We start from the raw sequence: 25,138 nt of genomic DNA on the forward strand, positions 1-25,138 counted from the left end.
CTTCCAGACTCTAACGTTTATTCAAAAATAGCAAAAATCAAAATAACACTTATGACATACAAAATGACCGTGATCAAGACGGGCTTGTCCTCAAACAAAACTCGATCAGGTGAACCACCTTGGTTCTTCATATGAATCAGATACAGATAACGGAACATGCCGTATATGACCAAAGGAATCGTCCACATTAAATGAATGGTGCGATCGGATGTGAAGGTAAATAGCGAATAGCTGATAATGGTCGCGGTTGTGACAATGGTATTGAACTGATCCAATAACGTAATCGAGTAGTTATCCAATACTTTACGATGTGAACCGGTATTTCCCTCAAGCAGAGTAAGTTCATTCCTACGTTTGCCAATGGCCAGGAACAGGGACAGCAGCATCGTACAGATGAGAAACCACGGCGTAAATGGTACATGGATCAGCACACCGCCCGCAATCGCACGAAGCACAAATCCAGCCGCAATGGTCATCATATCCAAAATAACGAGATGTTTCAGAACAAATGAGTACGACACATTCAAAAGGAAATAAACTATACATAACACTCCGAATAACGAGTTCATCACAAAGGCTGTCCCGACGGAAAGAATCAACAGCAGAATTCCAAACAGCAAGGCGTGAGCCGGATTGACCTGTCCAGAAGCAAGAGGACGGAACATCTTCACAGGATGCTGACGATCTCTGTCGCGATCTACATAATCGTTTAAAATATAAACGCAGCCTGCAACCAGGCTAAATAAAATAAAACCTAGCAAAGTCGATAGAATGGTCTCCGTCCGAATTTCCTCAAAAGAAAAAAGCAGCGCGGCAAATAACAACAAATTTTTGGTCCATTGTTTGGGTCTCAATAATTTAAGCAATCCTGAAACGGTATTGCCTGTCCCTGCAGCAGGTGTGGACACAGTATTGGTACGTGATGATAACAATTTCCATAACTCCCTTCAAAAGCAACTTCTGACTTATATAAATAACGTAAAGATCTAATCATATGTTGCTTGTATTATTTTGTAAAGGGATTACAGGGAAAATTTATATTTTTTTGCATAAAAAAAAGAGACCGTTTCCGGTCTCTTCTTTCTTTTACGTTACATCATAATGATGATGTGAATTAATTAAAATTCGAATTGCACGTCGCTCAGGCGGCGTTTAATTTCAGCAATAACACGTTTCTCTTCCTCTTCTCCTTTAGCTTCAAAGGTAACGGAGAAACGAACAAAGTTACCAGCATCATCCCAAGGCACCGAAGAGATCAGTTTTTCACGGATCAGGAACTGGGAGAAGTCTTCGCCTGATTCAAAGCGGCGGCCTCCGGCAATACCTTTTGGAGCTTCAACATAAAGGAAGAAGGAACCTTTAGGTTTCTCAGCCTGGAAGCCCAGCTCGTTCAGTGCAGCTACCAGCAGGTCGTGACGACGGGAATATTTCTCGGCGATTTTTTCCGTGATTTCCGGGTGGTTCAATCCATAGGCAGCAGCCTTCTGGATCGCGATGAACTGACCGGAGTCATTGTTGTCTTTTACGTCGCTGAATGCTTTAACTACAAGCGGGTTACCTGCAACAAAACCAATTCTCCAGCCTGTCATGTTGTAAGACTTGGACAGGGAGTGCAATTCCACGCCCACATCCTTCGCACCAGGTACAGACAGGAAGCTGAACGGTTTTTTGCCGTCATATGTCAGTGCTGCGTAGGGAGCATCATGCACAACGACTACGCTGTATTTCTTCGCCCATTCAACCACTTCCGTAAAGAACTCCACGGTAGCACTCGCGCCCGTCGGGTTATTCGGGTAGTTCAGATAGAGCAACTTCGCACGTTTCGCAATATCTTCTGGAATAGCCGACAGATCTGGCAGGAAGTTGTTCTCCTTGGTCAACTGGATGTTGAACACTTCGCCACCCAGGTATTTGGTGTGTGTACCCATAACCGGATACCCTGGCACCGTCATAATCGTTACATCACCTGGATTGATGAAGCAAGAAGGCATCATCGCCAAAGCTGGCTTGGAGCCGATGGAATGCACGATTTCAGTTGATGGATCGATACCTTCAACATTAAATACATTTTTCAGGTAAGCAGCTGCCGCTTCCTTGAATTCAGGAATACCGTTATCCGCGTATCCACGGTTTTCTGGTTTGGAGGCTTGCTCCGCCAATGCAGCTACGATGCCTGCATCTGCCATCTCGTCTGGTTCACCTACGCCGAGGTCAATCAATTCTACATTTGGAAAATCTTTTTTAGCCGAAGCTTTAGCACGTTTGATTTTCTCGAATTTATAGATGTTGGTGTCTTTACCATAGTTGGAGCCGCCAATACGGTCGGCAAAATTAGTCTGAATGTACGTTTCCTGATATTTATCGATACTCATGATTTTGTTCATCTCCTCATTTGACGCAAATTTCTACACTTTAATATGAAGCATTTGCGCGTTCAAAACCATGGACAAATTATCCGAACATTTGTACTTTCTCGAGCTGTCAGCGGCTGCGCAAGGAGGCCAGAACATCTTCCATATCCTGCGGAAGCGGTGCTGTAAATTCAAGGTATTCTCCGGTCGTTGGATGTACAAAACCAAGAATCGCTGCATGCAAGGCCTGTCCCTGCATTTTGATCCCTTTGTTACGACCATACGTCGGATCTCCTACAAGCGGATGACCGATAAATTTCATATGAACACGAATCTGGTGGGTTCGCCCGGTCTCCAGTTTCAGTTCCAACAACGTGTAGTCGTTAATACGCTCCTTAACGGTAAAATGCGTGACCGCATGTTTACTGTTACGCTCTGTAACGGTGTACATTTTGCGATCATTGGTATCTCGACCAATCGGTGCATCAATCGTACCTTGATCATGGCTAAGATGCCCATGAACGAGTGCAATATATCTTCTATTCACACTATGCTCTTTGAGCTGAGCGGCCAGCGAGGCGTGAGCACGATCATTTTTGGCTGCCATGATTAGACCTGATGTGTCCTTATCAATCCGATGCACAATACCGGGACGCAGCTCGCCGTTAATGCCTGACAGATCTTTACAATGATACATCAGCGCATTAACAAGTGTTCCCGACGTATGTCCTGGTGCTGGATGAACAACAAGGCCGCGCTGTTTGTTAATAACGATCAAATCGCTATCCTCATATACCACTTCAAGTGGAATATCTTCAGCAATAATCTCGACAGTCGTTGGCTCAGGGATCAGAAGCTCTACCAGATCGCCTTGAGATAATTTGGTGTTAGCTTTGACTTTAGCCCCGTTCACCGTTACGAATCCGTCTCCAATCCACAATTGAACTTGGGAGCGCGATACGTTATCCATGGATTCTGTAATATATTTGTCAATTCGTTCTTTATTATGTTCAGCGGCAACCGTCCATTCCATACGATCATTGCCATTCAAGAGTTCATCATCATACGTTGACGTGTCTCCGTTAGTCTGTTCTTCATTTTGCGATTTACTCATGATGTTCATTCCCTTCGACCTTTGCGGCTGCTTTCTCGCGCCGTCCTTCAAGCAATGTTTCCACAATAATCAGTACCACACCGATACAGATCGCCGAGTCGGCTATGTTGAAAATGGGAAACGTATAGCTACCAAAATTAAGCTGGATAAAATCGACAACTTCTCCGGTCAAAGCCCGATCTAGGAAGTTCCCGATAGCTCCCCCAAGCACCAAACTAAGCGCTACGGGCAGCAATTTGTGCGGAGTATCTTTTACCTTTTGCAAATACCAAACCAAAGCCACCACGACAACCAGTGTAACCACGATAAAGAACCAGCGTTGATCCTGTAAAATACCAAAAGCTGCACCTGAGTTACGATGTGATGTGATGACAAAGAAGTTGCCAATCACCGGAATTTCATCTCTAAGTTCCATCCGGGTTGCAATTAGGAACTTTGTTCCCTGATCGATTAAAAATACGATAAAAGCGAGGATATAATACACCACGTTTGTTTGTCACTCCGTTCTTGTCTTTTCCAAACGATACCAGGCTTTACGCCAGACTTGTTCATTGTAGCACAGCTGTTTGGAAATCGTCCACGACGCGGTTAGCCGCAGCCCGGATGGCAAAAACGATAACATTTCCCTTCTGTAATTCTGCACGAAATGACACATCCTACAACAGAGTCAAAATCCGGAGTCCATACGGAACAGAAAGGGGAAAATGATGACACATTTCACTGCCAAACAACTGCAATCGTTACGTTCCCAACTGATAACCGAAAAGCGTGATATTGAACATAGACTGGAGCAGAACGAACATTATGGTCTTGGTGACTCCATGAAGCTTCAGACAGGCGAATTATCACCGATTGACAACCATCCGGGTGATGTAGCTACTGAGATGTATGATCGCGAAAAGGATATTTCCCTGCTGGAGCATGATGAATTTCAACTGGAGCGCATCGACTCTGCCCTGCATTCCATCGAAGAAGGTCATTATGGAACTTGCGCCGTGTGTCAGCAACCTATCCCCTATGAACGCATGCAAGCTGTTCCTTACACCAAATACTGCAAAAAGCATCAACCGGAAACCGTTGTCTCTGAAAATCGCCCTGTCGAGGAAGAATTCCTCGCCCCTGCCTTTGGCCGCACAAGCCTGGATGAACGTGATGACCAGAACGGCTTCGACGGTGAAGACGCATGGCAGATTGTTGAAAGTTGGGGCACCTCCAATACTCCGGCCATGGCTGAGGGACGGGACATCGACAGTTACGACGTTATGGCGATTGAAGCCTCTGACGAAGTGGAGGGCTGCGTTGAGGCATATGAGAGCTTTGTCGCAACCGATATCTACGGTCATGACGTCTCCATCGTACGCAATCGGCAATATCGACAGTATCTGGAGAACCGTGAAGGCGATGGCCTGTTAGAACCGGATATCGAATCAGACGACTCGTATTAAACCTGCAGGTAACCTAATAAGTGTTTAATTCCAGCTGTCGCTGCACAATCCGTACAATATCTGCGATGTAATCACCCACGATGGGCAGATTAAGCGCACCTAGCACTTGTAACACGTAAATGATCGTTGCTGCAAAAAAAGTAAAACCGATGGCGATCCCCACGCCCCTTGCGGCGCCAGACAACAGATTAAGTCCGATCAGCTTCCATGGCCGGTTCAATAATTCCGTATACTGTGCGATTCGTGAACGTTCGAGTTCATTGGCGAGCCGGTTAGTGAGCTTGTGAAGTTCTTCAATCTTGTCCTCCGCATTTTTGGAATGCGTTGTGGATTCTGAATTTGATGGCGATTGGGTATCCTGTTCGTTCATAATTTACTCAGTTCCTTTGATGTATATAGAATGTCTGCACAATAGAAATCATTGCCCATTTGCTGAAAAACCAAACGAGCCAGGACACAGGATTGTTCTCCTGCATCTGAGGCTCGTTGGCATGTCTGTCTCTATATACTGTCCTATTTGAAATAGAGTTACTCTGTCCCCGTTAAAGTCAGACAAAGCAATCCTTTCTTCAGGAACGCCTTACGTGAGAATTAGAGAATTACTGTATTACCCCTCGATATATACACCGATGGCTTTACCTCCGGCTTCAATACGTTGCATCGAATCATTCGTACCGAAGGTCACTTCGGTAACGAGCACATTCTCACGCAGCACATGATCGAAGGCCTGAATCGCTTCTTGTAAAGCAGCGTCCACATCCAGCGTCAAACGTACTCTTTTCTCAATCGGCAGATCCAGCTTCTTCCGTGTGTCTTGAACTGCACGAATGACTTCGCGGACCCAGCCTTCCTGTTCGAGTTCTGTTGTGATCTCCGTATTGAGGGCTACCGTCAGACCATAGCCGGATGCCGAGGCAAAACCGGATTTGGCTTGTTTCTCAACCAGCAGTTCTTCACCCGTCACTTGCAGCTCTTCACCTTCCGGAGAAACGACGTTCAGAAGATTTTCTGTCACTACTTTACGCGTCTCGTCTGCTGACATTCCCTTGAAGAAGTTCTGCAGGAAGCCTACGTTTTTACCGTATTTTTTACCCGCTACTTTCAGGTTCAGCTTCAAAGTGAAATCAACGAAATCTGCATCATCATGCTCGGTACGAATCGTTTTGACATTGATCTCATCCTTGATGATCTCTTCATAACTTGCCAGATCGAAGCCTTTATCCAGAGAAACGATCAGTTCGGACAACGGTTGACGTGTCTTGATTCCTGTTTCGTTACGGACATTACGGGCAAGTTCCACGATTCGGCGTGCTGTCTCCATATCCTGCTCCAGATTCAAGTCAATCAGCGTTTCATTGGCAGCCGGATAATCATCCATATGCACACTCTCACCAGTAGTCAGGTTCAGATAGATATCTTCTGCAAGCATTGGTGTGAATGGAGCCACGAGCTTGGCAGTAGTCACCAGCACCTCGGTAAGTGTACGGTAAGCGTCCAGTTTGTCTTCTGTCAATCCGCTGCCCCAGAAACGGTCACGGGAACGACGGATGTACCAGTTACTGAGCTCATCTACAAACGCTTCAATGGCTTTGGAAGAGTTCAGATAGTCGTTAACAGCCAGCGCTTTTTCTACAACGAGAATCAGGCTGTTCAGTCTTGACAAAATCCAGCGGTCCAGATTGTGTGAAGACAATTTGAACGGATGCTCCTGTGGATCAAATCCATCAATCGTAGCATACAGCGTCAGGAATGCATGGGTGTTAACCAGCGTATCCACCATTTTGGATTTCGCTTCGCCCACGATGCCTTTGGAGAAACGTTTGCTGTTCCATGGTGCGCTGTCAGACAGCAAAGCCCACCGGAATGCATCTGTACCGTATTCTTCAATAACTTCCCAAGGATCGATAACGTTACCTTTGGATTTCGACATCTTCTGTCCGTTCTCATCGAGAACGTGGCCTGTTGCCATAACCGCTTTGTAAGGTGCTTTGCCTGTCAAAAGTGTAGATACAGCCAGCAAGCTGTAGAACCAGCCGCGCGTCTGGTCAATTCCTTCACAGATCATGTCTGCCGGATATTGCTGTTCAAATATTTCTTTATTTTCAAATGGATAGTGCTGCTGGGCAAACGGCATGGAGCCGCTGTCGAACCAGACATCGATCACTTCCGGAGTACGTTTCATTTCATATTTACCACAAGAGCTCATGACTTTGACGTCATCTACATAGGGCTTATGCAGCTCCAGATTCTCAGGCACGTCGCCAATGGCACGAGCACGCAGTTCAGCGATGCTATGCGGAGCAAATTGTTCACCCGTCTCTTCACATACCCAGATGTTCAGTGGCGTTCCCCAATAACGGTCACGGCTGATATTCCAGTCCACGAGATCTTCAAGGAACTTCCCGAAACGCCCATCACGGACGTGGCCCGGGTACCAGTCTACTTCACTGTTATTGGCGATCAGCTGATCCTTGATTGCTGTTGTTTGGATAAACCAGCTGTCCATTGCATAGTACAGAAGTGGTGTATCACAACGCCAGCAGAATGGGTAGCTGTGCTCATATTTTTCTTTGCTGAACAAACGCCCTTTTTCCGACAGGTATCTTACGATATCAATATCGCAATCCTTAACAAAACGTCCGGCAAAATCAGTTACCTGCGGCACAAACTTGCCTTCCAAGTCCACCATATTCACAAAGCTGATGCCATTCTCACGACATACACGATAGTCATCTTCACCATGTGCAGGTGCCATGTGTACAATCCCTGTACCACTTGCATCAGTTACAAAGCCTGCGCCCAGGATGATGTTTGCTTTCTCAGCCTGCACGTAGTTGAACGGAGGATCATACGTTTTGCCAACCAGGTCAGAACCTTTCAGGGCACCGATGACTTCATATTCACCTTTGGCGTCCTTCATGACTTTCTCAACAAGATTAGTCGCCATGATATATACTTCGTTGTCCTGACGAACGCGGGAGTAGTCCATATCCGGGTTCACGGCAAGCGCAACATGTGAAGGCAATGTCCAAGGCGTTGTTGTCCAGGCAAGCACGAATTCGCCGCTGTCATCCAGCTTGAATTTGGCTGTAGCACTGAGGTCTTTCACGTCTTTGTACCCTTGCGCTACCTCATGGGAGCTAAGTGTAGTCTGACAAGACGGACAGTACGGACTCACACGGTGACCACGATACAGCAGACCCTTTTCATGAATCGTCGCCAGAATGTTCCACACACTTTCGATGTAATTGTTGTCGAGTGTGATATACGGATTATTCATGTCTGTCCAGTAACCAATACCTTCGGTCAGATCGCGCCATTGTTGTTCGTATTCGAACACGCTCGCTTTACATTCGTTAATGAATTTCTCTACGCCATAATCTTCGATTTCCCACTTGTGGGAGATGCCCAGCTTTTTCTGAACACCCAGTTCTACAGGCAGACCATGTGTATCCCAGCCTGCTTTACGAACAACGCGGTAACCCTTCATCGTGTTATAACGTCCCACGAAATCCTTGATTACTCGGCCCAGTACGTGACCGATATGCGGTTTACCGTTGGCTGTAGGCGGTCCCTCGTAAAATACGAAGTTTGGCTTGCCTTCCCGGTTTTCGATGGATCTTTTGAATGTATTCTCGGTTTTCCATTTGTTTAACACGCGTAGTTCTCTGGCGCGTGCTTTCTCTTTGACGTCAACTCGTTGCATGATAATCATCTTCCCTTTCTTTGGTTAAATTGTGGACCGTCCACAAAAAGCGTTTCAATCCCCCTAAATCCCCCTTACCAAGGGGGACCCCATAGGCGCTCCGCCCTCTGGACACCCGGAATGGGTTGTCTTTGGTGGGAACTGCGGCGGCGTTGGCGAGGGTGTGTATGGTGGAGTCAGCCCTCTTGCGGCTGTCCCCTTCGGGAACGCCGCAGGGCCTTACTGCGAGAAAGGAGTTGCTGGACGCTTCGCTCCTCCGGCGGCGGGCTCTCTCCTTGAGGTCCCTTCGGGCCTCATGTACGTTCGCCTTAGCGAAACCCGGTGCCGGGCGCTTCGCTCCTCCGGCGGCGGGCTCTCTCCTTGAGGTCCCTTCGGGCCTCATGTACGTTCGCCTTAGCGAAACCCCGGTGCCGGACGCTTTCGCTCCTCCGGCATCGGGCTCTCTCCTTGAGGCACCTTCGGGCCTCATGTACGTTTGCTGCTTTTTTTGGACACAAAAAAACCTCATCCCTGGAAAGGGACGAGGTTATGCTCGCGTTACCACCCTAATTCTGTTCATCACAAACCACATCCAATGTAAATTGGGTATGCTCTGTCATCAACAGCGCTTATGCCCCGCTTAACTACAGCAGGGTGCCGATATAACGTTCGGCTCACGGTTTCGCTTACACACGGCCAATCCTTCACCGCTTCAGCGTCACTTCTCCGGGGAGATATTCGGCTATAACTCATCCATTGGCTTGCACCAGACGCCAACTCTCTGAGGGATGAGATCATAACGTACTGAACCCGTCATGGAATCACTATTCATTATGAATATAGTTATAGCCTCTTTACAGGCAAAAGTCAACCAGGCGGATAGACTAATAAATTTCCTTCATTTCCCGCTCACGGTCACGGACTTCCTGCTCCCGGCTCTCCAGCGCTTCCCAACCATCCTGAGTCAACAATTCAAGCTGTGCTTCCACAAGTGTACGGAAACGGGCACGATAGATGGACGCCTGCTTTTTCAGCTCTTCGACTTCCAAAGCAATTTTGCGTGATTTAGACAAAGATTCGTTTACGATCCGGTCCGCATTTTTCTCGGCTTCCTTCACGATCAACTGTGCTTCTTTTTTCGCATTGTTCTTCACATCATCCGCAGCTTCCTGCGCAATGATGATCGTTTTGCTCAGCGTCTCTTCAATCGTTGCAAAATGATCAAGCTTCTCCTGAACGGACAGCAACTGATTGCTCAGCTCTTTGTTTTCGCGAATGACGCCTTCGTAATCTTTGATGACTTGATCCAGGAATTCATTGACCTCATCCTCGTCATACCCGCGCAAGCGTCGGGAAAATTCCTTGTTGTGTATGTCCAGCGGCGTTAATGGCATGCTGTCCACCTCCTGTTAAAGTTCCTTCCCGGACTGAGAAGGTTTGCAGCATATGGGTTCCACCCAAGGGGCCGTATTTGTGATGCCCAATCCTGGCAAGAATACGGAATGCAGGATCAGACTTTGATCCTTTGGCGGTCATATCAACCTTTGCACTTTAATGTATATCGGAAACACCGAATGTTTTTTGCACCTTTACCTTAAACATTTCGACAAGAAAGCGGGTTTTCCTGCAACACACTTAGGCAAATTTGCCGATTTTTACGCGGCAGCGTCCCTTTTTGGTCAACCCATCCTGTTCCATCACCTTGAATCGACCAAATCCTTGAATGGATACCACATCTCCCGCCTTCAGCGCTTTGGACGGATCTTCCTCCACCTTCCAATTCACACGACAGCGGCCAGCCTTGATCGGAACGAGAACTTTACTGCGACTAAGCCGATACACATCTGCACAGATGCCATCCAAACGCAGGGAAGCCACAGTAATGTCCATCGTCTCCAGTTTGCTCTCGGACCATTTCAGCTGATCCAGTGCCAACAGCTCCGTAAACACATGTACCCGGTGCACCTGATTCAGTTGAAGCGATAAAAAAGCGCCGGTTTCCGACGCCACCACCGTATGGCACCCGTCCTCCAGCACTTGAATATCACCGATCTTGCCACGCTTCATGCCAAGCCCGAGAAGGGCACCCATATAGTCCCCATGCTCCAGCTCTTTGATTTTCTGATCGTCAGACGTAATGCTCATCACCTGCATACCCATATCTTCATCGTCCAGATATCGATAATCCGGTGCAATCAGCGCACGCTTACGTTCAGCTGCTTCATAACCACCATCCAGACGAATCTGTACATCATCTCGACGGTTCACAAGTGTTTGTAAAATAAAGACCTGTCTGGGATCAAGAAAGTCAGTTAGCTTTATGTCATGATACTTACTTGCCCGTTCAACCCAGTCTGAGGCTTTATCCACAAAATCCCGCTCATCATGACTAAAATGCTCGTAAATTTCACCGCTCATCTATGTTCACCCTACCTTAATAAACAAAGTATCGGAGGATGGAGATCAGCCCATTAAGCGCAAGTTGAAGAACGATCAGCGCCACAATCGGTGAAATATCCAACACACCGAACAAAGGCGGAATAAATCGGCGGAAAGGTCTTAAATATGGTTCCACAAACTTACCTAGCCATTCACCGATGAAGCTCTCCCGTGCGTTGGGAAGCCATGACATCAATATGTAGACAATGACCATGTAAAAGTAAATCTGGTATAACGTGTACAACACGCTTTCAATCTGATACAAAAGTGGCTCACCTCATTCTGTTATAATCTTGCTCGCTGTCAGCCAGTATTTCCGTAATTGAACCCTGAATTTCAACCGTGTCTGGCGTACAGAGAAAAATGTTGCCGCCAATTTTTGAAATACCGCCGCCCAGTGCATACACTGTGCCACTCAAGAAATCAATGACGCGCAGTGCCTGATCCTGACGCACCCTCTGCAGGTTAACGACAACGGTACGATGGGAGCGCAGATGATCAGCAATCTCCTGTGCTTCGTCATAAGAACGCGGTTCATAAAGGACGACTTTAACATTTTTCTGGGAATGAATGCTCACCACATTATTACCCCTTTGGTTTCTACGTTTATCGAGACTTGAGGTTTCAGCTTCCTGTTGATCAGGATCATGTTCCTCTTGTGCCGCCATACGCTCACGTTCCACAATCTCTTCCTCTTCCTGAAGTCCGAGGAAATTCATAAACTTATTCATTACGCCCATTGCGAACCCTCCTCTTTTCCTACGAGAATCGATCCAAGCCGAACCCAGGTTGCCCCTTCTTCAATCGCCACTTCAAAATCATTGGACATGCCCATCGACAACTCGGTCAATGGCTCCGCTGTCAAAGCTTGTCCATTCAAATGGTCTCTAAGCTCACCCAGTCCGCGGAATACGGGACGTGTAAGCTCCGGATCTTCCTCATGGGGTGCCATGGTCATCAGGCCGATGACCTTCAGGTTGTTGAACGAACTGATTTCGCGCAAAAAGGAACTCGCCTGTTCAGGCTGCAAGCCAAACTTGCTCTCTTCACCCGAAATATTCACCTGCAATAGTGTTTCCACCTGGATGCCAAGAGACGCCGCCTTTTTATCCAACTCCTTGGCCAGGGACAAACGATCCAGTGAATGTATGTAACGGAATTTACCGATGACGTCCTTCACCTTATTCGTCTGTAAATGACCGATAAAATGCCAGGTTCCCTGCTGACCGAATGCTTCCCATTTCGCTTGTGCATCCTGCCAGCGGTTTTCGCCAATATGCTCAAGACCGTGGTCCAGCACAGCTCCAGTTGTTTCAAGTGAGACGTATTTCGTGACAGCAATCACATTCACATCTTCACGTTGACGGCCACTGCGCTGACACGCTGCTTCGATCTTCTGATTTACCAGTTGTATACGCTCCTCCAATGACACAGAGGGTCACCTCTCTTCCAGCCCAATCCAGCTCGCCATTCTCCCGGTAATGCCATTTTCTTTACGATAAGAGAAAAATAGCTCGGGATTGCAGCTTGTACACCAAGTTGTACATTCGATATGATCCGGCAATATTCCTGCTTTCATCATAATGTGTCGATTGCATTCTTTCAAGTTTAACATCGTTTTGCCATTTCCGGCAGGTCGATATACTGAATTAGATGCAGAGTTCTTGTATTCATCATTACCCGAGGAGTGGTCCAGCCAAACCCGTACATGCTGCATAACCGCTTCATCCACTTCATAACAGCAATCCCCAATGGAGGGACCTATTGCAGCATGGATATCCTGTCTGCGACTTCCATATTCCTGCTCCATCTTTTCGACCATCGATTCGGCTATACCAGCAACTGTACCTTTCCATCCGGCATGAGCAAGCCCCACCGCTTGTTGTACGGGGTCATAGAAATAAAGGGGTACACAATCTGCATAAAAGGAAGTCAGCAGCACACCAGGTACATTAGTGACTAACCCATCCGTATCCTGTAACGCAGACTGTCGATCCAGCAAACCTTTACCCCGATCTTCAGCCGTGATTACAGCGACATGTTTACCATGTACCTGTTCTCCACATGTCCAGGATTCCAAAGGGAAACCCAGCTTTTCAGCCACAAGTTTGCGATTATTCAGCACGTCAGCCGGATCATCACCCACATGATAGGCACAGTTGAGACTGGCGTAAGGTGTGCTTCCGACACCACCCTGCCTTGTCGTAAAACCGGCTTTCATATGCTTAAACTGCAATTTCCACGGCTCTACATATAGTAACAACGGGTCAGGACCCTCATTTGAGTTCTGGCTTCCCGACCGTATTTCCTTATCCAAAATAAACGGTTCCATCTTCTCACCTCACAACTTCCAGTGTACCAAATGAACCCCGTTCTGTCTCGGTTATATCGTTCGGCGCTGGTTCCGATCCAACCGTTCAATACGTTCCACCCGGTCCATCCGGCCGTTCTGTTCGTCATACAAGCGGGCTTCACGGTCACGCTCATCGTAGTTATTTTCCTTTATTTCATCCATTTTAACCAAAATCACATCCGAACCGATCTTCACAATGTTTCTCCAAGGGATGACTAGATCCGTTCCACCGCCGAACAGCCCCATAAAACGACTGTAACCTGGCACAACAATTGCCTCAATTCGTCCCTGCTTCAGATCCAGCTCCAAATCGCTAATCTGACCCAGACGTTTGCCATCCGTAATGTTAATTACATCTTTGGTTTGAAAATCCGAAATTTTCATCCCGCTACCCACTGGTTCACCTGTACTCACTTTCATTTGCTCCCGCCCCCCGATTCATCCGCTTCTGCCCGTTCTCCGCTTCTATACAATATATGTTTCATACGCGAAAAATGTCCTCTTTTTCGAACGAAAGGCAAGGGAACAATTCATAATGCCTCTGATGTCGAAATCAAAAAAACAAAAAGGCGATCAAAGGAATATCTTTACCCTTTGATCGCCTTCTGGCTAACCCCTTGTTACGACTTCACATGTTTCTGCATTTGTTGTATCGCTGATTTCTCCAGACGGGATACCTGCGCCTGGGAAATGCCAATTTCATCAGCCACTTCCATCTGGGTTTTCCCTTCGAAAAACCGCATCGACAGAATCATTTTCTCCCTTTGACCGAGACGGTGCATCGCTTCACGCAGTGCAATTTCCTCAATCCAGGACACATCCTTGTTTTTGTCATCACTGATCTGATCCATCACATAGATCGGATCTCCACCATCATGATAGATCGGTTCGAAGAGTGAAACCGGGTCTTGAATGGCATCCAATGCAAAAACCACATCTTCCTTCGGCACATTCAGTACCTCAGAAATTTCGAATATCGTCGGTTCACGGGAATTTTTATTCGTCAGGCTGTCACGCACCTGAAGTGCTTTATAAGCAATGTCCCGCAAGGAACGAGATACCCGAATGGGGTTATTATCGCGCAAGTATCGACGGATTTCACCGATAATCATCGGCACCGCGTAGGTTGAAAATTTGACATTCTGGGATAAATCAAAATTATCAATGGCTTTCATCAGGCCGATACATCCAACCTGGAACAGATCATCGACAAACTCTCCCCGATTGTTAAAGCGCTGAATGACACTGAGCACCAGGCGCAGGTTGCCATTCACTAATTTCTCTCTTGCTGAGCGATCATGGTGTTGCTGTAGGGAATGAAACAATTCCCGCATTTCTATGTTGGTGAGGACAGGCAATTTTGCGGTGTCCACGCCACAAATCTCGACTTTGTTTCGGGTCATCGTGACTTACCTCCCAAGGAGAAACATTAATGTACATTATCTCCGGGGCAGGCTATTTTATTCGCACTTGGCATCCTTGCCATTAATACCCATTATAGAAAATGCTCCTGTTCAGACCATCTTGTTGAACTCCTTGCGGAGTCTTTTAATGATTCTTTTTTCGAGACGAGAGATATAGGATTGGGAGATTCCAAGCAGATCGGCGACATCTTTTTGTGTCTTTTCTTCCCCATCCGTTAAGCCAAAGCGAAGCTCCATAATCATTCGCTCCCGCTCGGTTAATTTTTCCAATGCTTTATGCAAAAGCTTCCGGTCTACCTGTTCTTCGATATTCCGATAGATTGTATCGTTCTCCGTACCGAGTACATCCGATAATAATAGTTCATTTCCATCCCAATCAATATTGAGTGGTTCATCAAAAGAAACTTCTGTACGAATTTTACTGTTACGTCTCAGGTACATCAAAATTTCATTTTCGATACAACGGGAAGCATAGGTGGCCAGCTTAATTTTCTTTTCCGGGTCAAACGTATTAACGGCTTTAATTAACCCGATCGCACCGATGGAGACCAGATCCTCGATATTGATACCTGTATTTTCGAATTTGCGTGCAATGTATACCACCAGTCGAAGGTTCCGTTCAATCAGCATGGCACGGATCGCGGAATCCCCTGAAGACAACTTTTGCAACAAAAATTCTTCTTCTTCACGTGTTAAGGGGGGCGGTAGCGCCTCACTGCCTCCGATATAATAAATCTCTTCACTTTTCAAACCAAGCAGAAATAATAAACGATAGTACTGCAGCTGCGCCACCAGTTTCCATTTTACAAGCATGTACGTTCCTCCTATACCACATTCAGCGGCTTTTCTGTTGCTCCCGCAGAGATAGCCGTAGACTGCGCAGAAGCAGCGTCTTGCACAAGCTCAGGGTGAATCACGGCCTGGTATTTTCCATCGGATGACAGTACGCCCCCGTCCAACCCTATTAATACTTTTGTCGTATCAAAACACATCTCATCCATCGTTACCTTCACCCGGTCTGGCTTCATCGCCAGCATAAACGCAGTTCCTTTGTTAATGCCTCGATAAGGTACCAGCCTTAAACGATCCTGCCAGTGAAAATCCTCCTGATCGAGCTCCATGATAAGGTTGTCCGGCGCCTCATCCTTCAACCTGCCCTTCCATGCAGCAGGCAGCATGTCTTGCCATAATGATACCTCCATTACCATGACGGGCATTCGTGAAAGGGGGTCTGTGAGTTGATTTCCTGTATCCAGAAGGCCTGTACAAGAAATAGTCACCTCGTCAATAAAAACCTCCACTTTACCCAAGTACGTTGTCATTCGGTCTGTTTTTCGTTTGGAGCTCTGCACAGCTTTGAATAGAAAAAGCACGGCAAAAAAGACGACAAACGTGAACCAGAAGGCAATTTTCAAATCAAAAGACATTCCACCCGATGCCGTAAACCAAATGCCGTTAAACAATTCCCCAGAGCTCTGCAGCATGTAGTGAACACCCAGAATTCCCCCTGCGGCGACAAAATTGATTACATAGAAGGTGCCCAAGGTCCTCATAAATGCCTGAAGACCCTTAAACCCAAATGCAATACTCAGCATCACCAGAGACAATCCAAACTTGATCAAAAAGGTGAACATAAAATCAAACTCCGGTACAAACATCATGACGACATACAGCGCACCCACGATTGCGGACAGCAACCATCGCCACCAGACCAGCTTCGTTTTGCGCATCCAGGCCGTCAGTCCGATGAGTGCACCGTCAATACACAGGTTCGTCAAAAAAATAAGATCCACATATACAATCACATTCTTCACCTGCCTGCGCGCAGCATATCGAAATAACGTTATCCCGATATTCATGAGCATATTCACAAGTATAAGGAGCTCACTTTTCAAAGTCTGTCTAATCATGGGGGGAGCGTTCCAACTTTTTTTGTCGGAATTGCTCAGACCCGTTGTTCAGAATTTGTTCAATACAATGTGATAGGATAATAAAAAAACAAAAAGACCCGGTACTCCTATCAGGAGTACCGGGTCTTCATTGAAATCTATTGGAGTATTAATCGTTGTTATTATTGCGTGAACGATTGCGTAAAAATGTCGGAATATCCAGCTGATCATTGCTCGGCTGATTTCCGAACGGACGCAGATTCGGCGAACGGTTATCCGCAGGCTCACTTGCTGGAGCCGGTTTACGTCCTGGTGGTGGGGAAGCAGGTTTATCTTCAAAGCCAGTCGCAATGACCGTCACTTTGATTTCCTCCTTCAGATCCTCATCAATGATGGCACCAAAGATCATGTTCACTTCCGGATCGGAAGCTGACGTAACGATCTCAGCTGCTTCATTGACTTCATACAGGGACAGGTTAATGCCGCCCGTAATGTTCATGATGACACCACGTGCACCTTCGATGGAAGTTTCCAGCAAAGGACTCATGATGGCTTTGCGTGCCGCTTCTGCTGCACGGTTCTCGCCAGTCGATTCACCGATACCCATTAGCGCAGATCCACGCTCATGCATGATCGTTTTGACGTCTGCAAAGTCAAGGTTGATCAGACCCGGTACAGCGATCAAGTCAGAGATACCTTGTACGGCTTGACGAAGTACATTATCTGCTTGACGGAATGCTTCAAGCATTGGGGTCTTTTTGTCTACAATCTCAAGCAAACGATCATTTGGAATGACGATTAGCGTGTCCACTTTTTCCTTGAGAGCTTCGATACCTTGCTCTGCATGGCTGGAACGTTTACGTCCTTCAAATGTGAACGGGCGAGTAACTACACCCACGGTAAGTGCGCCGCACTCTTTGGCAATTTCGGCAATAACCGGAGCTGCACCTGTACCTGTACCGCCGCCCATACCTGCTGTAACAAATACCATGTCTGCACCTTTCAAGGTGTTCATGATCAAATCACGGGATTCTTCCGCTGCTTTTTTACCTACATCCGGGTTGGCCCCTGCACCAAGACCACGGGTTAATTTATCACCGATTTGCAACTTGTGCTCGGATTTCGCCAGGTGTAGTGCCTGTGCATCCGTATTCACCGTAATAAATTCAACACCTTGTACACCATTTTCAATCATTCGGTTGACTGCATTGCTTCCGCCGCCGCCTACACCGATGACTTTAATTTGAGCCAAGCTCTCCATCTCGAAATCAAATTCCAACATATTATTCCATCTCCCCCTCAATGTGCATGGATGGCCCGTCCAATTTGTGATTGAACCGAATCAATTTCATATATCGACGAACGAAAGCGTTTATTTTAGAACCAGCGCATTCAAACGGCTTCAGAATTGTATGAAATGGATTCAACCTTTTATATAAATTCGCTGAACATATTTTTCAGCCGTTCGAACAGACCTGGTTTCTGCTCCGATTCCTGAGCCGGATTCGGCTTAGGACGGTTGGTCGGTTTTTTGTTGTTATTATTATTGTTGTTGTTTCCACCGCCGTTGTTGATCGAGGGACGAATACGCAAACTGCGGATTACACTGTGCAAAATGCCGACTCCGCTCGTAAAGCCAGGGTCACGTACACCGATATAATCCGGCACCGCGACTCGTACCGAAGCAGCAAGCTCATGCTGAGCGACCTGCAGGACACCCGGCATAGAGACCGTACCTCCCGTTAGTATATAACCTCCAGGAAGATCATTGTAACCAAGACGCTTCACTTCTTGAGAAATCATCTGGAATATTTCCTGAACCCTCGGTTCGATAATAGCCGCCAGATCCTCTTGAGAGAATTCCTTGTCTACGTTGCTGCCGATCCGTGTTACTTTGAACATGACGTCCGCAGCAGCATCATCCAGCCATGCGCAGCCATATTTCAGTTTAACCTTTTCGGCTTGATCTGTTAATGTGCGCAGACCATAGGCAATGTCATTCGTTACGAACTCCCCGCCGATAGGCAGCGTTGAAGTGGCAACGAGACTGTCTTCTTCGAAGATGGCAATGGTTGTAGCCCCGGCTCCGATATCAACAAGCACGGAACCCATCGTTTTTTCATCCTTGGACAATGCCAGCTGACCTGCTCCAAGTGACATGAGTACCAAATCACTTACTTTCAGACCCGCTTTTTCCACGCAGCGCAAAAGATTATGTATCGCGGTTTTTGCACCCGTAATGATGGTCGCCTCCACTTCCAGACGAACACCAATCATACCACGGGGGTCCTGTATGCCTTCCAAGCCATCAACAACGTACTGCTTGGCTACAACATCAATAATTTCCCGTTCCGGTGGAACCGCAATTACTTCGGCTGCTTTCAACACCCGCTCCATGTCTTCTTCTCCGATTTCACGATCCTCGTTAGATACTGCCACGACGCCGTGACTGCTCATCAGTCCGATATGATTTCCCGAGATTCCAACATATACTTCGGATATTTGAATACCCACCATACGTTCTGCATGATCCACTGCATTGCGGATCGATTGCACCGTCTGATCGATATCTACGATTACACCTTTGCGAATTCCCTCCGAGTCGGCAGATCCAACTCCAATAATATTAAAGGTTCCATTATTCATTTCCCCAATAATAGCGCGAATTTTGGATGTACCGATGTCCAAACTAACAATGATGTCATTGTTGCTCAAGTCTGTGGCACCTCCTGACTCCAAATAGTAAAATACGTTCGGGTTTAAACACTCTTAAAACATATTCAACACACTTAAGGCTTTCCCTCTTTTTTCTACAATTTTTTTGGGTGCCAAGATCTGGTTGCGAGACATAAAACCTTGAAGAAAAAAGAAGGAGGCAACTCAGGTGCCATAAGTTCAAGTGTATCATTTTTTCTTCGTCTCAGAAAGAACAACTTTCTCTGGATATAAGGGGCTAAACCCCGATCCCGCCTGGTTTTGAATAATGCTCAACCGAATAAAGGCGGAAATCAGGGAGTTGCTCCTGGCTCAGCATCTTCTTCAGGGTTATCCGGAATGAAAGGCACGTACGTATCGGCCTCCAGCATCGTGATTTTCCCTGGACGTTCGGTCTCAATGACCTGATTGAGATACTCTACTTTATCGGACAATAGAGAAACGGTTGTAATCACTTCAAACTGTGACTTGGTATACATCCGAATCTGATCCGGGAATGAAGGTGTAGGATTCGGAATAATCTCCGATATATCCGTCGTTAGTTCATTCGGAATCTTGGCCAACACTTCACTCAGCTTTGCCTTGAGCGGATCATCCGCCTTCCATTGGGTCAGAATCGGTTTCTCAACCGCAACTCCAATGGTAGCAGGAACCGTTAAGCTTGTCCCGCTTGCCAGTATGGCTTTTAGCGTACCGTCAGAACCAAGTTCATACGCAACCGTTGGATATTCCTGCACCTTGATAAGAATAGTGCCGGGGAATTGTTTATCCACAGTTACGGTTGATATAGCCTTGATCGTTTTCAGTCGCTCAATCACATCAGCAGAGGTTGTCCCAAAAAACTGTTCGCCCTCCTTCAGACCGCTTTTCTCCAGCAGCTCCGAAGTTGTTGTGTATACATTACCCGTAATCTCAATTGCCGAAATCCGACTCATCGAAGAACGAAAAAAAAGTACAGCAAGTAATACAATAAAAAGAAATAAGAGAATAAAAACAATTTTACGGCTTGTGTTTCGTTTGGGCCGATTCTGCTTCAGAACCGGAATTTGACTTTTAGGCATAGGTCGCGCTCCACAAAGCCTTCGGCCCCCTTCCCTTAAGAAGGGGACTCAAAGGACGTTAATTGGCAAAATCCAGCTGCTTCGAAACGGGGGACTGTCGCTCAACCGAAGCTCCAAGGCTCTGAAAGAGCTTCTCGATACGATCATACCCTCTATCAATATGATGCACTTGCTCCACAACCGTTTTTCCCTGGGCAGCAAGGCCAGCAATGACTAGTGCTGCACCTGCACGCAGATCGGTTGCTTCCACTGTAGCCCCGTACAAACGGGGAACGCCACGGATAAATGCTGCATTCATGTCAACCGAAATATCGGCTCCCATGACATTCAGCTCATCCACATGTTTGAACCGACCCTCGAATACTGTTTCCTTCATCACACTGAAACCGTCTGCCAGACTGAGCAGCACCATAATCTGAGACTGTAGGTCTGTTGGAAATGAAGGATACGGAGAAGTCACAATGCGGTCTACTGATTTGGGACGGCTCATACAACTCACCGTCATTATATCATTGCAGACTGTGATTTGAACACCAGTACGCTTCAACACATGTATAAGGGAAGTAAGATGGGCCGGATTGCAGTGTGTAAGCGTTACATTCCCTCTCGTTGCTGCGGCTGCAATCATCACCGTTCCTGCAACGATCCGATCAGGTATAATTTCATAAGAGCAAGGCTTGAGTTTCTCCACACCATTAATGGTAATCGTGTCCGTTCCAGCACCGATAATTCGTGCACCCATTGCATTCAGAAAATGTTGCAGATCCTGTATCTCTGGTTCTCTGGCTGCATTAAATATTGTAGTTGTACCTTCAGCCGTAACAGCAGCCATCATAATATTTTCTGTGGCTCCTACACTTGGGAAGTCCAGATGAATGTCTGTACCCACCAGCTTGCGCCCGCGGCATATGATCTGCTGATCCAGTTCTTCAATCGAAGCTCCGAGCGCCTCCAGGCCCCGAAGGTGAAGATCAATTTTACGTTCCCCAATGGCACAGCCACCTGGCTGGTACACGGATACTTGCCCAAACTTAGCCAGCAATGGACCCATCAAAAAAATGGAAGAACGCATCTGCTTCATGAGATCCTCAGGCACATCATATGACCGGATGGACGACGTATCAATCGTCACTGTTCCCTGTTCATGCCGACACGTGCATCCAAGTCGTTCCAGGATATACAGCATCACTTCAATGTCCAGCAAGTGTGGAACGTTATGCAGCGTAACTTCTCCGTCTGCCAACAAACTTGCGGCCATGATCGGTAAAGCGGCATTTTTTGCTCCATGGATGCGTATGGATCCTGAGAGGGGTTTCCCGCCTTCAATCACCAATTTGTCCAATGTATCACCTCCGGGGTTTACCGTTCACCCACTACGAAGACTTCCGGTACCAGGTTAATACCGTTTTGAGATGATATAGTGTTCTGAATCTGCTGCATTAGGGTGATAACGTCCTCTGCTGTTGCTTGGCCTGTATTGACAATGAAATTGGCATGCATGGTGGATACCTGTGCACCTCCCTGTGTCATACCCTTTAACCCCGCTGCTTCAATCAGGCGGGCGGCATGATCACCAGGTGGATTCCGGAACACGCTGCCAGCACACGCCATCTGCAGTGGCTGTGTACGGCGTCTACGGTCTTTATAAGCCGCCATCGATTCCGAAATGACTTTGCGTTCTCCTTGCTGGAGTGCAAATGTAGCTTCCAGCACGATGCCTCTCCGGTCATGCAGAACAGAGTGGCGATAGGCAAATTCCATGTCCTCCTTGCTGTAACGTACCAATTCCCCTGTCTCCAGTACAATCTCAGCGGATTGAAATATCCGTGACACATCCGATCCATGGGCACCAGCATTCATATATACGGCTCCGCCGACCGTTCCGGGGATGCCGCTGCCAAATTCCAAACCGGTCCACTCTTTCTTTGCAGCAACAACGCTGAGTTTAACAAAGGAATGTGCTGCTCCGGCGGTTACCCCGCCCTCGTGAAACTCGGCATAATCAAAGCCTTCTCCCGGTTTCACGACAACTCCACGTATTCCCTTGTCAGCGACCAGCATGTTTGAACCCCGTCCAAGCTGCATCCATGGGATCTGATGCTTGTGCAGCAATTGGATGAGATTGACCATCTGCTCCTTGTTTTCCGGTATGATCAGCGCATCTGCAGGACCGCCGATCTTCCATGTGGTGTATTTGGCTAGCGGCTCGTTTTCAAGAACTTTGCCGACATTGTTCTGGGATAGTAACGATATCCACTGCTGCATATTAACATCCTCCTTTACTTCAAAACCGATGAGCACTGCAGTTTTCGTTGCTGCAGGCCGTGTTGCGGCGCCATGGAACGATTGTCACGATTTATAGGGTATCTTATGTCAGTCCCGCCGTGTGTGTGACAATCGCCCAAAACGCACTTTAACGCCCTACAGCAAGACGCCGAATCTCGCTCACAAGCACCTCGGCTGCATCGGGTTTCCCCAGTTTCCGGGAGGCTTCAGCCATCCTTTTACGAGCCGCTTCGTCATTCATAATTCCAGCAATCGCTTGATATAGCGCCTGGCCTGTCAGATCCTTCTCCAGCATCGTAAGGGATGCACCGCCACCCTCAAGTGTACGAGCATTCGCCTCCTGATGATTATTCGTCACGTTAGGTGACGGAATCAGGATAGATGGAATACCGAGAGATGTAATCTCGGCAAGGAATGATGCCCCTGCACGATTTACGATCAGCGACGTGCATGCAAGAACCTCAGGCATGTTGTGTACGTAAGGCAGCACATGCAGATGATTTGGCATCGTTCCAAGGGAACTGCGGATCGCTTCACGCGTTTCATCAAAATAAGAATCACCAGTCACGTAGACCACGTGCACATCTTCAAGCTTGGCCAGCATCGGTGCCATATCCACCATGGCTTTATTAATGGCTTTCGCACCACGGCTGCCACCAACCACAAGAACTACTCGGCTGTCCATGGGCACACCCAATGTCGCAAATCCACGATCGCGGCTGGCTTGAGCTACCGTTGTAGCTCTTGGATTACCGGTATACACGACTTTTTTGGCTCCAGAGAATGCTTTCTCCGAACCCTCAAAACTAACCGCTACCGTATCTACATACCGGGTAAGGAACTTGTTCGTTAACCCGGGAATGGCATTCTGCTCATGAATAACGCTTGGAATACCAAGTTTGGCTGCTGCATATACAACAGGCCCACACACATAGCCCCCCGTACCGATGACAACATCGGGTTTGAATTCCTTGAGCATTTTCTTGGCTTTGCGCACACCTTGCAGAAATCTCATCACAGTCTTCACGTTGTCAAAGGACAATTTCCGGCGAAAACCTGTAATATCAATCGATTGAAACGGAATATTCTCTTGTGGCACCAGTTTGCTTTCCAGTCCACGGGTACCACCAATATATAAAAATGTCGAGTCGGGGTTCTCCGCCTCACATTGTCTTGCTATAGCAACGGCCGGATAAATATGTCCACCGGTACCGCCACCGCTTAGAACGACTCGCATCGTACATTCACCTCGCATAACGGGATAAGTTCAATAATATGCCTAACGCTGTCAACATCAAGGTCAGAGATGAACCACCATAACTGATGAGTGGGAGTGTAATCCCCGTAACCGGCATAAGCCCAATCACGACGCCAATGTTGATAATGACCTGCACAGCCACCATACCCACAATGCCTACGCCCAGAAGGCTGCCAAAAGCATCCGGTACCGTCATCGCTACGCGCATCCCTCTCCACACCAGGACCAGGAACAGCAATAATACAATCATTCCACCAATGAAGCCAAGCTCTTCTGCCAAAATGGAAAAAATAAAATCTGTTTGCGGCTCGGGTACGTAGCTGTATTTTTGTCGACTCATACCCAGCCCCAAGCCTGCAAGTCCTCCCGGGCCGATCGCATATAAAGATTGAATAATTTGATATCCGGCACCAAGCGGATCAGACCACGGGTCCAAAAAAGCCGTTATTCGCTGCAATCTGTAAGGAGCTGCCGCAATCAACGCGGCAAATCCCGCTACACCGCCTAGAGCAAGAAGCAAGAGATGCTTCATCCGTGCTCCTGCTGTGAAAATAATCAGCATTGATGCACCCAGCATTACTGTGCCTGTCCCTAAATCGGGCTGAAGCATAATAATCCCAAAGGCCAAACCAATCAAGCCGAGCGGTGGCAGAAGCCCCGTCGTGAACGTTTTGATTTTGCCGGGTTCCTTGCTTAACCAGTGAGCCAGAAACAGGATCATGCCCAGTTTCATGAATTCTGAAGGTTGTATGCCGAATGAGCCAATACCCAACCAGCTTCGTGCCCCTCCACGAACCACTCCGATGCCAGGAATCAGCACCGCAATCAGCATGATAAAACAGGCGATCAGTATAGGCTTGGCATACTTTCTCCAGACCCGGTAGTCCACATTTGCCGTAACAAACATGGCAGCAAGTCCAAGTCCGGCGAACAGCAGCTGTCTTTTGACAAAGTAAAATGAATCACCGTAGTCATGAAAAGCAAGCACCGAGCCCGCACTGTATACCATAATAATGCCGATGGCAAGCAATGCCAGAATACAAATTAGGAGCCAGAGATCCGGCGCCGGTCGCGTCTGTTTCATCAGGAGGCCACCCCTTGCATGGAAGTAGGGGCTT

At 47.4% G+C, this 25,138-nt stretch carries 24 protein-coding genes and 1 other annotated feature; of the genes, 1 reads left to right on the forward strand and 23 read right to left on the reverse strand.

Features of this window, described 5'->3' with window-relative positions; genetic code table 11:
* Window positions 1–17 precede the first annotated feature (17 nt).
* From MKY42_RS22925 to lspA, 4 genes are all read right to left on the reverse strand, one after another.
* Window positions 18–908, reverse strand: a complete 891-nt coding sequence (locus MKY42_RS22925) for a decaprenyl-phosphate phosphoribosyltransferase (RefSeq protein WP_090902579.1) — start codon at window positions 906–908, stop codon at window positions 18–20.
* Window positions 909–1,118: 210 nt separating this feature from the next.
* Complete coding sequence (locus tag MKY42_RS22930; RefSeq protein ID WP_090901458.1) at window positions 1,119–2,372, reverse strand: LL-diaminopimelate aminotransferase; 1,254 nt, start codon at window positions 2,370–2,372, stop codon at window positions 1,119–1,121.
* Window positions 2,373–2,481: 109 nt separating this feature from the next.
* Window positions 2,482–3,465: an RluA family pseudouridine synthase gene (locus MKY42_RS22935; RefSeq protein ID WP_339844931.1), complete on the reverse strand. Its 984-nt coding sequence runs from the start codon at window positions 3,463–3,465 to the stop codon at window positions 2,482–2,484.
* A complete protein-coding gene (gene lspA / locus MKY42_RS22940; protein WP_090901464.1) occupies window positions 3,458–3,952 on the reverse strand; it encodes a signal peptidase II in 495 nt (164 codons plus the stop codon). Before lspA ends, MKY42_RS22935 begins: the two co-directional genes overlap by 8 nt.
* A gap of 220 nt (window positions 3,953–4,172) precedes the next feature.
* Between lspA and MKY42_RS22945 the strand changes: the two genes are divergently transcribed.
* Window positions 4,173–4,910: a TraR/DksA C4-type zinc finger protein gene (locus MKY42_RS22945; RefSeq protein ID WP_179265828.1), complete on the forward strand. Its 738-nt coding sequence runs from the start codon at window positions 4,173–4,175 to the stop codon at window positions 4,908–4,910.
* Between the two features lie 13 nt (window positions 4,911–4,923).
* On the opposite strand, the gene MKY42_RS22950 is transcribed toward MKY42_RS22945, so the two are convergent.
* The 19 genes from MKY42_RS22950 to spoVE form a co-directional block, all read right to left on the reverse strand.
* On the reverse strand, window positions 4,924–5,280 hold the full coding sequence (locus tag MKY42_RS22950; RefSeq protein WP_063567857.1) for a DUF5665 domain-containing protein: 357 nt from the start codon (window positions 5,278–5,280) through the stop codon (window positions 4,924–4,926).
* A gap of 237 nt (window positions 5,281–5,517) precedes the next feature.
* Window positions 5,518–8,616: an isoleucine--tRNA ligase gene (ileS, locus tag MKY42_RS22955; RefSeq protein ID WP_090901471.1), complete on the reverse strand. Its 3,099-nt coding sequence runs from the start codon at window positions 8,614–8,616 to the stop codon at window positions 5,518–5,520.
* 513 nt (window positions 8,617–9,129) lie between these two features.
* Window positions 9,130–9,421, reverse strand: a binding site (T-box leader).
* Window positions 9,422–9,479: 58 nt separating this feature from the next.
* Window positions 9,480–9,989 carry a DivIVA domain-containing protein gene (locus MKY42_RS22960; RefSeq protein WP_063566974.1) on the reverse strand — a complete coding sequence of 170 codons (510 nt, stop codon included), beginning with the start codon at window positions 9,987–9,989 and terminating at the stop codon, window positions 9,480–9,482.
* A 241-nt stretch (window positions 9,990–10,230) separates the two neighbouring features.
* Entirely contained in the window at window positions 10,231–11,013 is a 783-nt protein-coding gene (locus MKY42_RS22965) for a YlmH/Sll1252 family protein (protein ID WP_090901477.1), read from the reverse strand.
* A 16-nt stretch (window positions 11,014–11,029) separates the two neighbouring features.
* On the reverse strand, window positions 11,030–11,290 hold the full coding sequence (locus MKY42_RS22970; RefSeq protein ID WP_090810047.1) for a YggT family protein: 261 nt from the start codon (window positions 11,288–11,290) through the stop codon (window positions 11,030–11,032).
* Window positions 11,291–11,306: 16 nt separating this feature from the next.
* Window positions 11,307–11,774, reverse strand: a complete 468-nt coding sequence (locus tag MKY42_RS22975) for a cell division protein SepF (protein ID WP_063566976.1) — start codon at window positions 11,772–11,774, stop codon at window positions 11,307–11,309.
* Window positions 11,765–12,466: a YggS family pyridoxal phosphate-dependent enzyme gene (locus MKY42_RS22980; protein WP_179263759.1), complete on the reverse strand. Its 702-nt coding sequence runs from the start codon at window positions 12,464–12,466 to the stop codon at window positions 11,765–11,767. Before MKY42_RS22980 ends, MKY42_RS22975 begins: the two co-directional genes overlap by 10 nt.
* Before the next feature lie 6 nt (window positions 12,467–12,472).
* Window positions 12,473–13,366, reverse strand: coding sequence for a peptidoglycan editing factor PgeF (gene pgeF / locus MKY42_RS22985; RefSeq protein ID WP_090901483.1), 894 nt, complete (start codon window positions 13,364–13,366; stop codon window positions 12,473–12,475).
* Window positions 13,367–13,417: 51 nt separating this feature from the next.
* Entirely contained in the window at window positions 13,418–13,771 is a 354-nt protein-coding gene (locus MKY42_RS22990; RefSeq protein WP_090902583.1) for a YlmC/YmxH family sporulation protein, read from the reverse strand.
* 236 nt (window positions 13,772–14,007) lie between these two features.
* Window positions 14,008–14,790, reverse strand: a complete 783-nt coding sequence (gene sigG / locus MKY42_RS22995; RefSeq protein WP_063566979.1) for an RNA polymerase sporulation sigma factor SigG — start codon at window positions 14,788–14,790, stop codon at window positions 14,008–14,010.
* Window positions 14,791–14,901: 111 nt separating this feature from the next.
* Window positions 14,902–15,624, reverse strand: a complete 723-nt coding sequence (gene sigE, locus MKY42_RS23000) for an RNA polymerase sporulation sigma factor SigE (RefSeq protein WP_017687308.1) — start codon at window positions 15,622–15,624, stop codon at window positions 14,902–14,904.
* An 11-nt stretch (window positions 15,625–15,635) separates the two neighbouring features.
* On the reverse strand, window positions 15,636–16,616 hold the full coding sequence (gene spoIIGA, locus MKY42_RS23005; protein WP_179265826.1) for a sigma-E processing peptidase SpoIIGA: 981 nt from the start codon (window positions 16,614–16,616) through the stop codon (window positions 15,636–15,638).
* A gap of 253 nt (window positions 16,617–16,869) precedes the next feature.
* Complete coding sequence (gene ftsZ, locus MKY42_RS23010) at window positions 16,870–17,982, reverse strand: cell division protein FtsZ (RefSeq protein WP_063566980.1); 1,113 nt, start codon at window positions 17,980–17,982, stop codon at window positions 16,870–16,872.
* Window positions 17,983–18,131: 149 nt separating this feature from the next.
* A complete protein-coding gene (gene ftsA, locus MKY42_RS23015; RefSeq protein ID WP_090901486.1) occupies window positions 18,132–19,415 on the reverse strand; it encodes a cell division protein FtsA in 1,284 nt (427 codons plus the stop codon).
* A gap of 293 nt (window positions 19,416–19,708) precedes the next feature.
* The gene (locus tag MKY42_RS23020; RefSeq protein ID WP_090901489.1) at window positions 19,709–20,476 is read right to left on the reverse strand and encodes an FtsQ-type POTRA domain-containing protein; all 768 of its coding nucleotides are present in this window, start codon (window positions 20,474–20,476) and stop codon (window positions 19,709–19,711) included.
* Window positions 20,477–20,534: 58 nt separating this feature from the next.
* Window positions 20,535–21,818, reverse strand: a complete 1,284-nt coding sequence (murA, locus tag MKY42_RS23025; RefSeq protein WP_090901491.1) for a UDP-N-acetylglucosamine 1-carboxyvinyltransferase — start codon at window positions 21,816–21,818, stop codon at window positions 20,535–20,537.
* A 17-nt stretch (window positions 21,819–21,835) separates the two neighbouring features.
* Window positions 21,836–22,741, reverse strand: coding sequence for a UDP-N-acetylmuramate dehydrogenase (gene murB / locus MKY42_RS23030; protein WP_090901494.1), 906 nt, complete (start codon window positions 22,739–22,741; stop codon window positions 21,836–21,838).
* A gap of 148 nt (window positions 22,742–22,889) precedes the next feature.
* On the reverse strand, window positions 22,890–23,999 hold the full coding sequence (gene murG, locus MKY42_RS23035) for an undecaprenyldiphospho-muramoylpentapeptide beta-N-acetylglucosaminyltransferase (RefSeq protein WP_090901497.1): 1,110 nt from the start codon (window positions 23,997–23,999) through the stop codon (window positions 22,890–22,892).
* 7 nt (window positions 24,000–24,006) lie between these two features.
* The gene (spoVE, locus tag MKY42_RS23040; RefSeq protein WP_090901499.1) at window positions 24,007–25,104 is read right to left on the reverse strand and encodes a stage V sporulation protein E; all 1,098 of its coding nucleotides are present in this window, start codon (window positions 25,102–25,104) and stop codon (window positions 24,007–24,009) included.
* Window positions 25,105–25,138: the final 34 nt, after the last annotated feature.

Source organism: Paenibacillus sp. FSL W7-1088, assembly GCF_037969855.1.
Classification (GTDB): domain Bacteria; phylum Bacillota; class Bacilli; order Paenibacillales; family Paenibacillaceae; genus Paenibacillus.

Excerpts from the sequence above, each read along its gene's own strand:
- MKY42_RS22930 (WP_090901458.1), bottom strand. The coding sequence starts at position 2,372 with ATGAGTATCGATAAATATCAGGAAACGTACATTCAGACTAATTTTGCC.
- MKY42_RS22935 (WP_339844931.1), bottom strand. The coding sequence starts at position 3,465 with ATGAGTAAATCGCAAAATGAAGAACAGACTAACGGAGACACGTCAACG.
- MKY42_RS22945 (WP_179265828.1), top strand. The coding sequence starts at position 4,173 with ATGACACATTTCACTGCCAAACAACTGCAATCGTTACGTTCCCAACTG.
- MKY42_RS22950 (WP_063567857.1), bottom strand. The coding sequence starts at position 5,280 with ATGAACGAACAGGATACCCAATCGCCATCAAATTCAGAATCCACAACG.
- ileS (WP_090901471.1), bottom strand. The coding sequence starts at position 8,616 with ATGCAACGAGTTGACGTCAAAGAGAAAGCACGCGCCAGAGAACTACGC.
- MKY42_RS22960 (WP_063566974.1), bottom strand. The coding sequence starts at position 9,989 with ATGCCATTAACGCCGCTGGACATACACAACAAGGAATTTTCCCGACGC.
- MKY42_RS22965 (WP_090901477.1), bottom strand. The coding sequence starts at position 11,013 with ATGAGCGGTGAAATTTACGAGCATTTTAGTCATGATGAGCGGGATTTT.
- MKY42_RS22975 (WP_063566976.1), bottom strand. The coding sequence starts at position 11,774 with ATGGGCGTAATGAATAAGTTTATGAATTTCCTCGGACTTCAGGAAGAG.
- pgeF (WP_090901483.1), bottom strand. The coding sequence starts at position 13,366 with ATGGAACCGTTTATTTTGGATAAGGAAATACGGTCGGGAAGCCAGAAC.
- MKY42_RS22990 (WP_090902583.1), bottom strand. The coding sequence starts at position 13,771 with ATGAAAATTTCGGATTTTCAAACCAAAGATGTAATTAACATTACGGAT.
- sigG (WP_063566979.1), bottom strand. The coding sequence starts at position 14,790 with ATGACCCGAAACAAAGTCGAGATTTGTGGCGTGGACACCGCAAAATTG.
- sigE (WP_017687308.1), bottom strand. The coding sequence starts at position 15,624 with ATGCTTGTAAAATGGAAACTGGTGGCGCAGCTGCAGTACTATCGTTTA.
- ftsZ (WP_063566980.1), bottom strand. The coding sequence starts at position 17,982 with ATGTTGGAATTTGATTTCGAGATGGAGAGCTTGGCTCAAATTAAAGTC.
- MKY42_RS23020 (WP_090901489.1), bottom strand. The coding sequence starts at position 20,476 with ATGCCTAAAAGTCAAATTCCGGTTCTGAAGCAGAATCGGCCCAAACGA.
- murB (WP_090901494.1), bottom strand. The coding sequence starts at position 22,741 with ATGCAGCAGTGGATATCGTTACTATCCCAGAACAATGTCGGCAAAGTT.
- murG (WP_090901497.1), bottom strand. The coding sequence starts at position 23,999 with ATGCGAGTCGTTCTAAGCGGTGGCGGTACCGGTGGACATATTTATCCG.
- spoVE (WP_090901499.1), bottom strand. The coding sequence starts at position 25,104 with ATGAAACAGACGCGACCGGCGCCGGATCTCTGGCTCCTAATTTGTATT.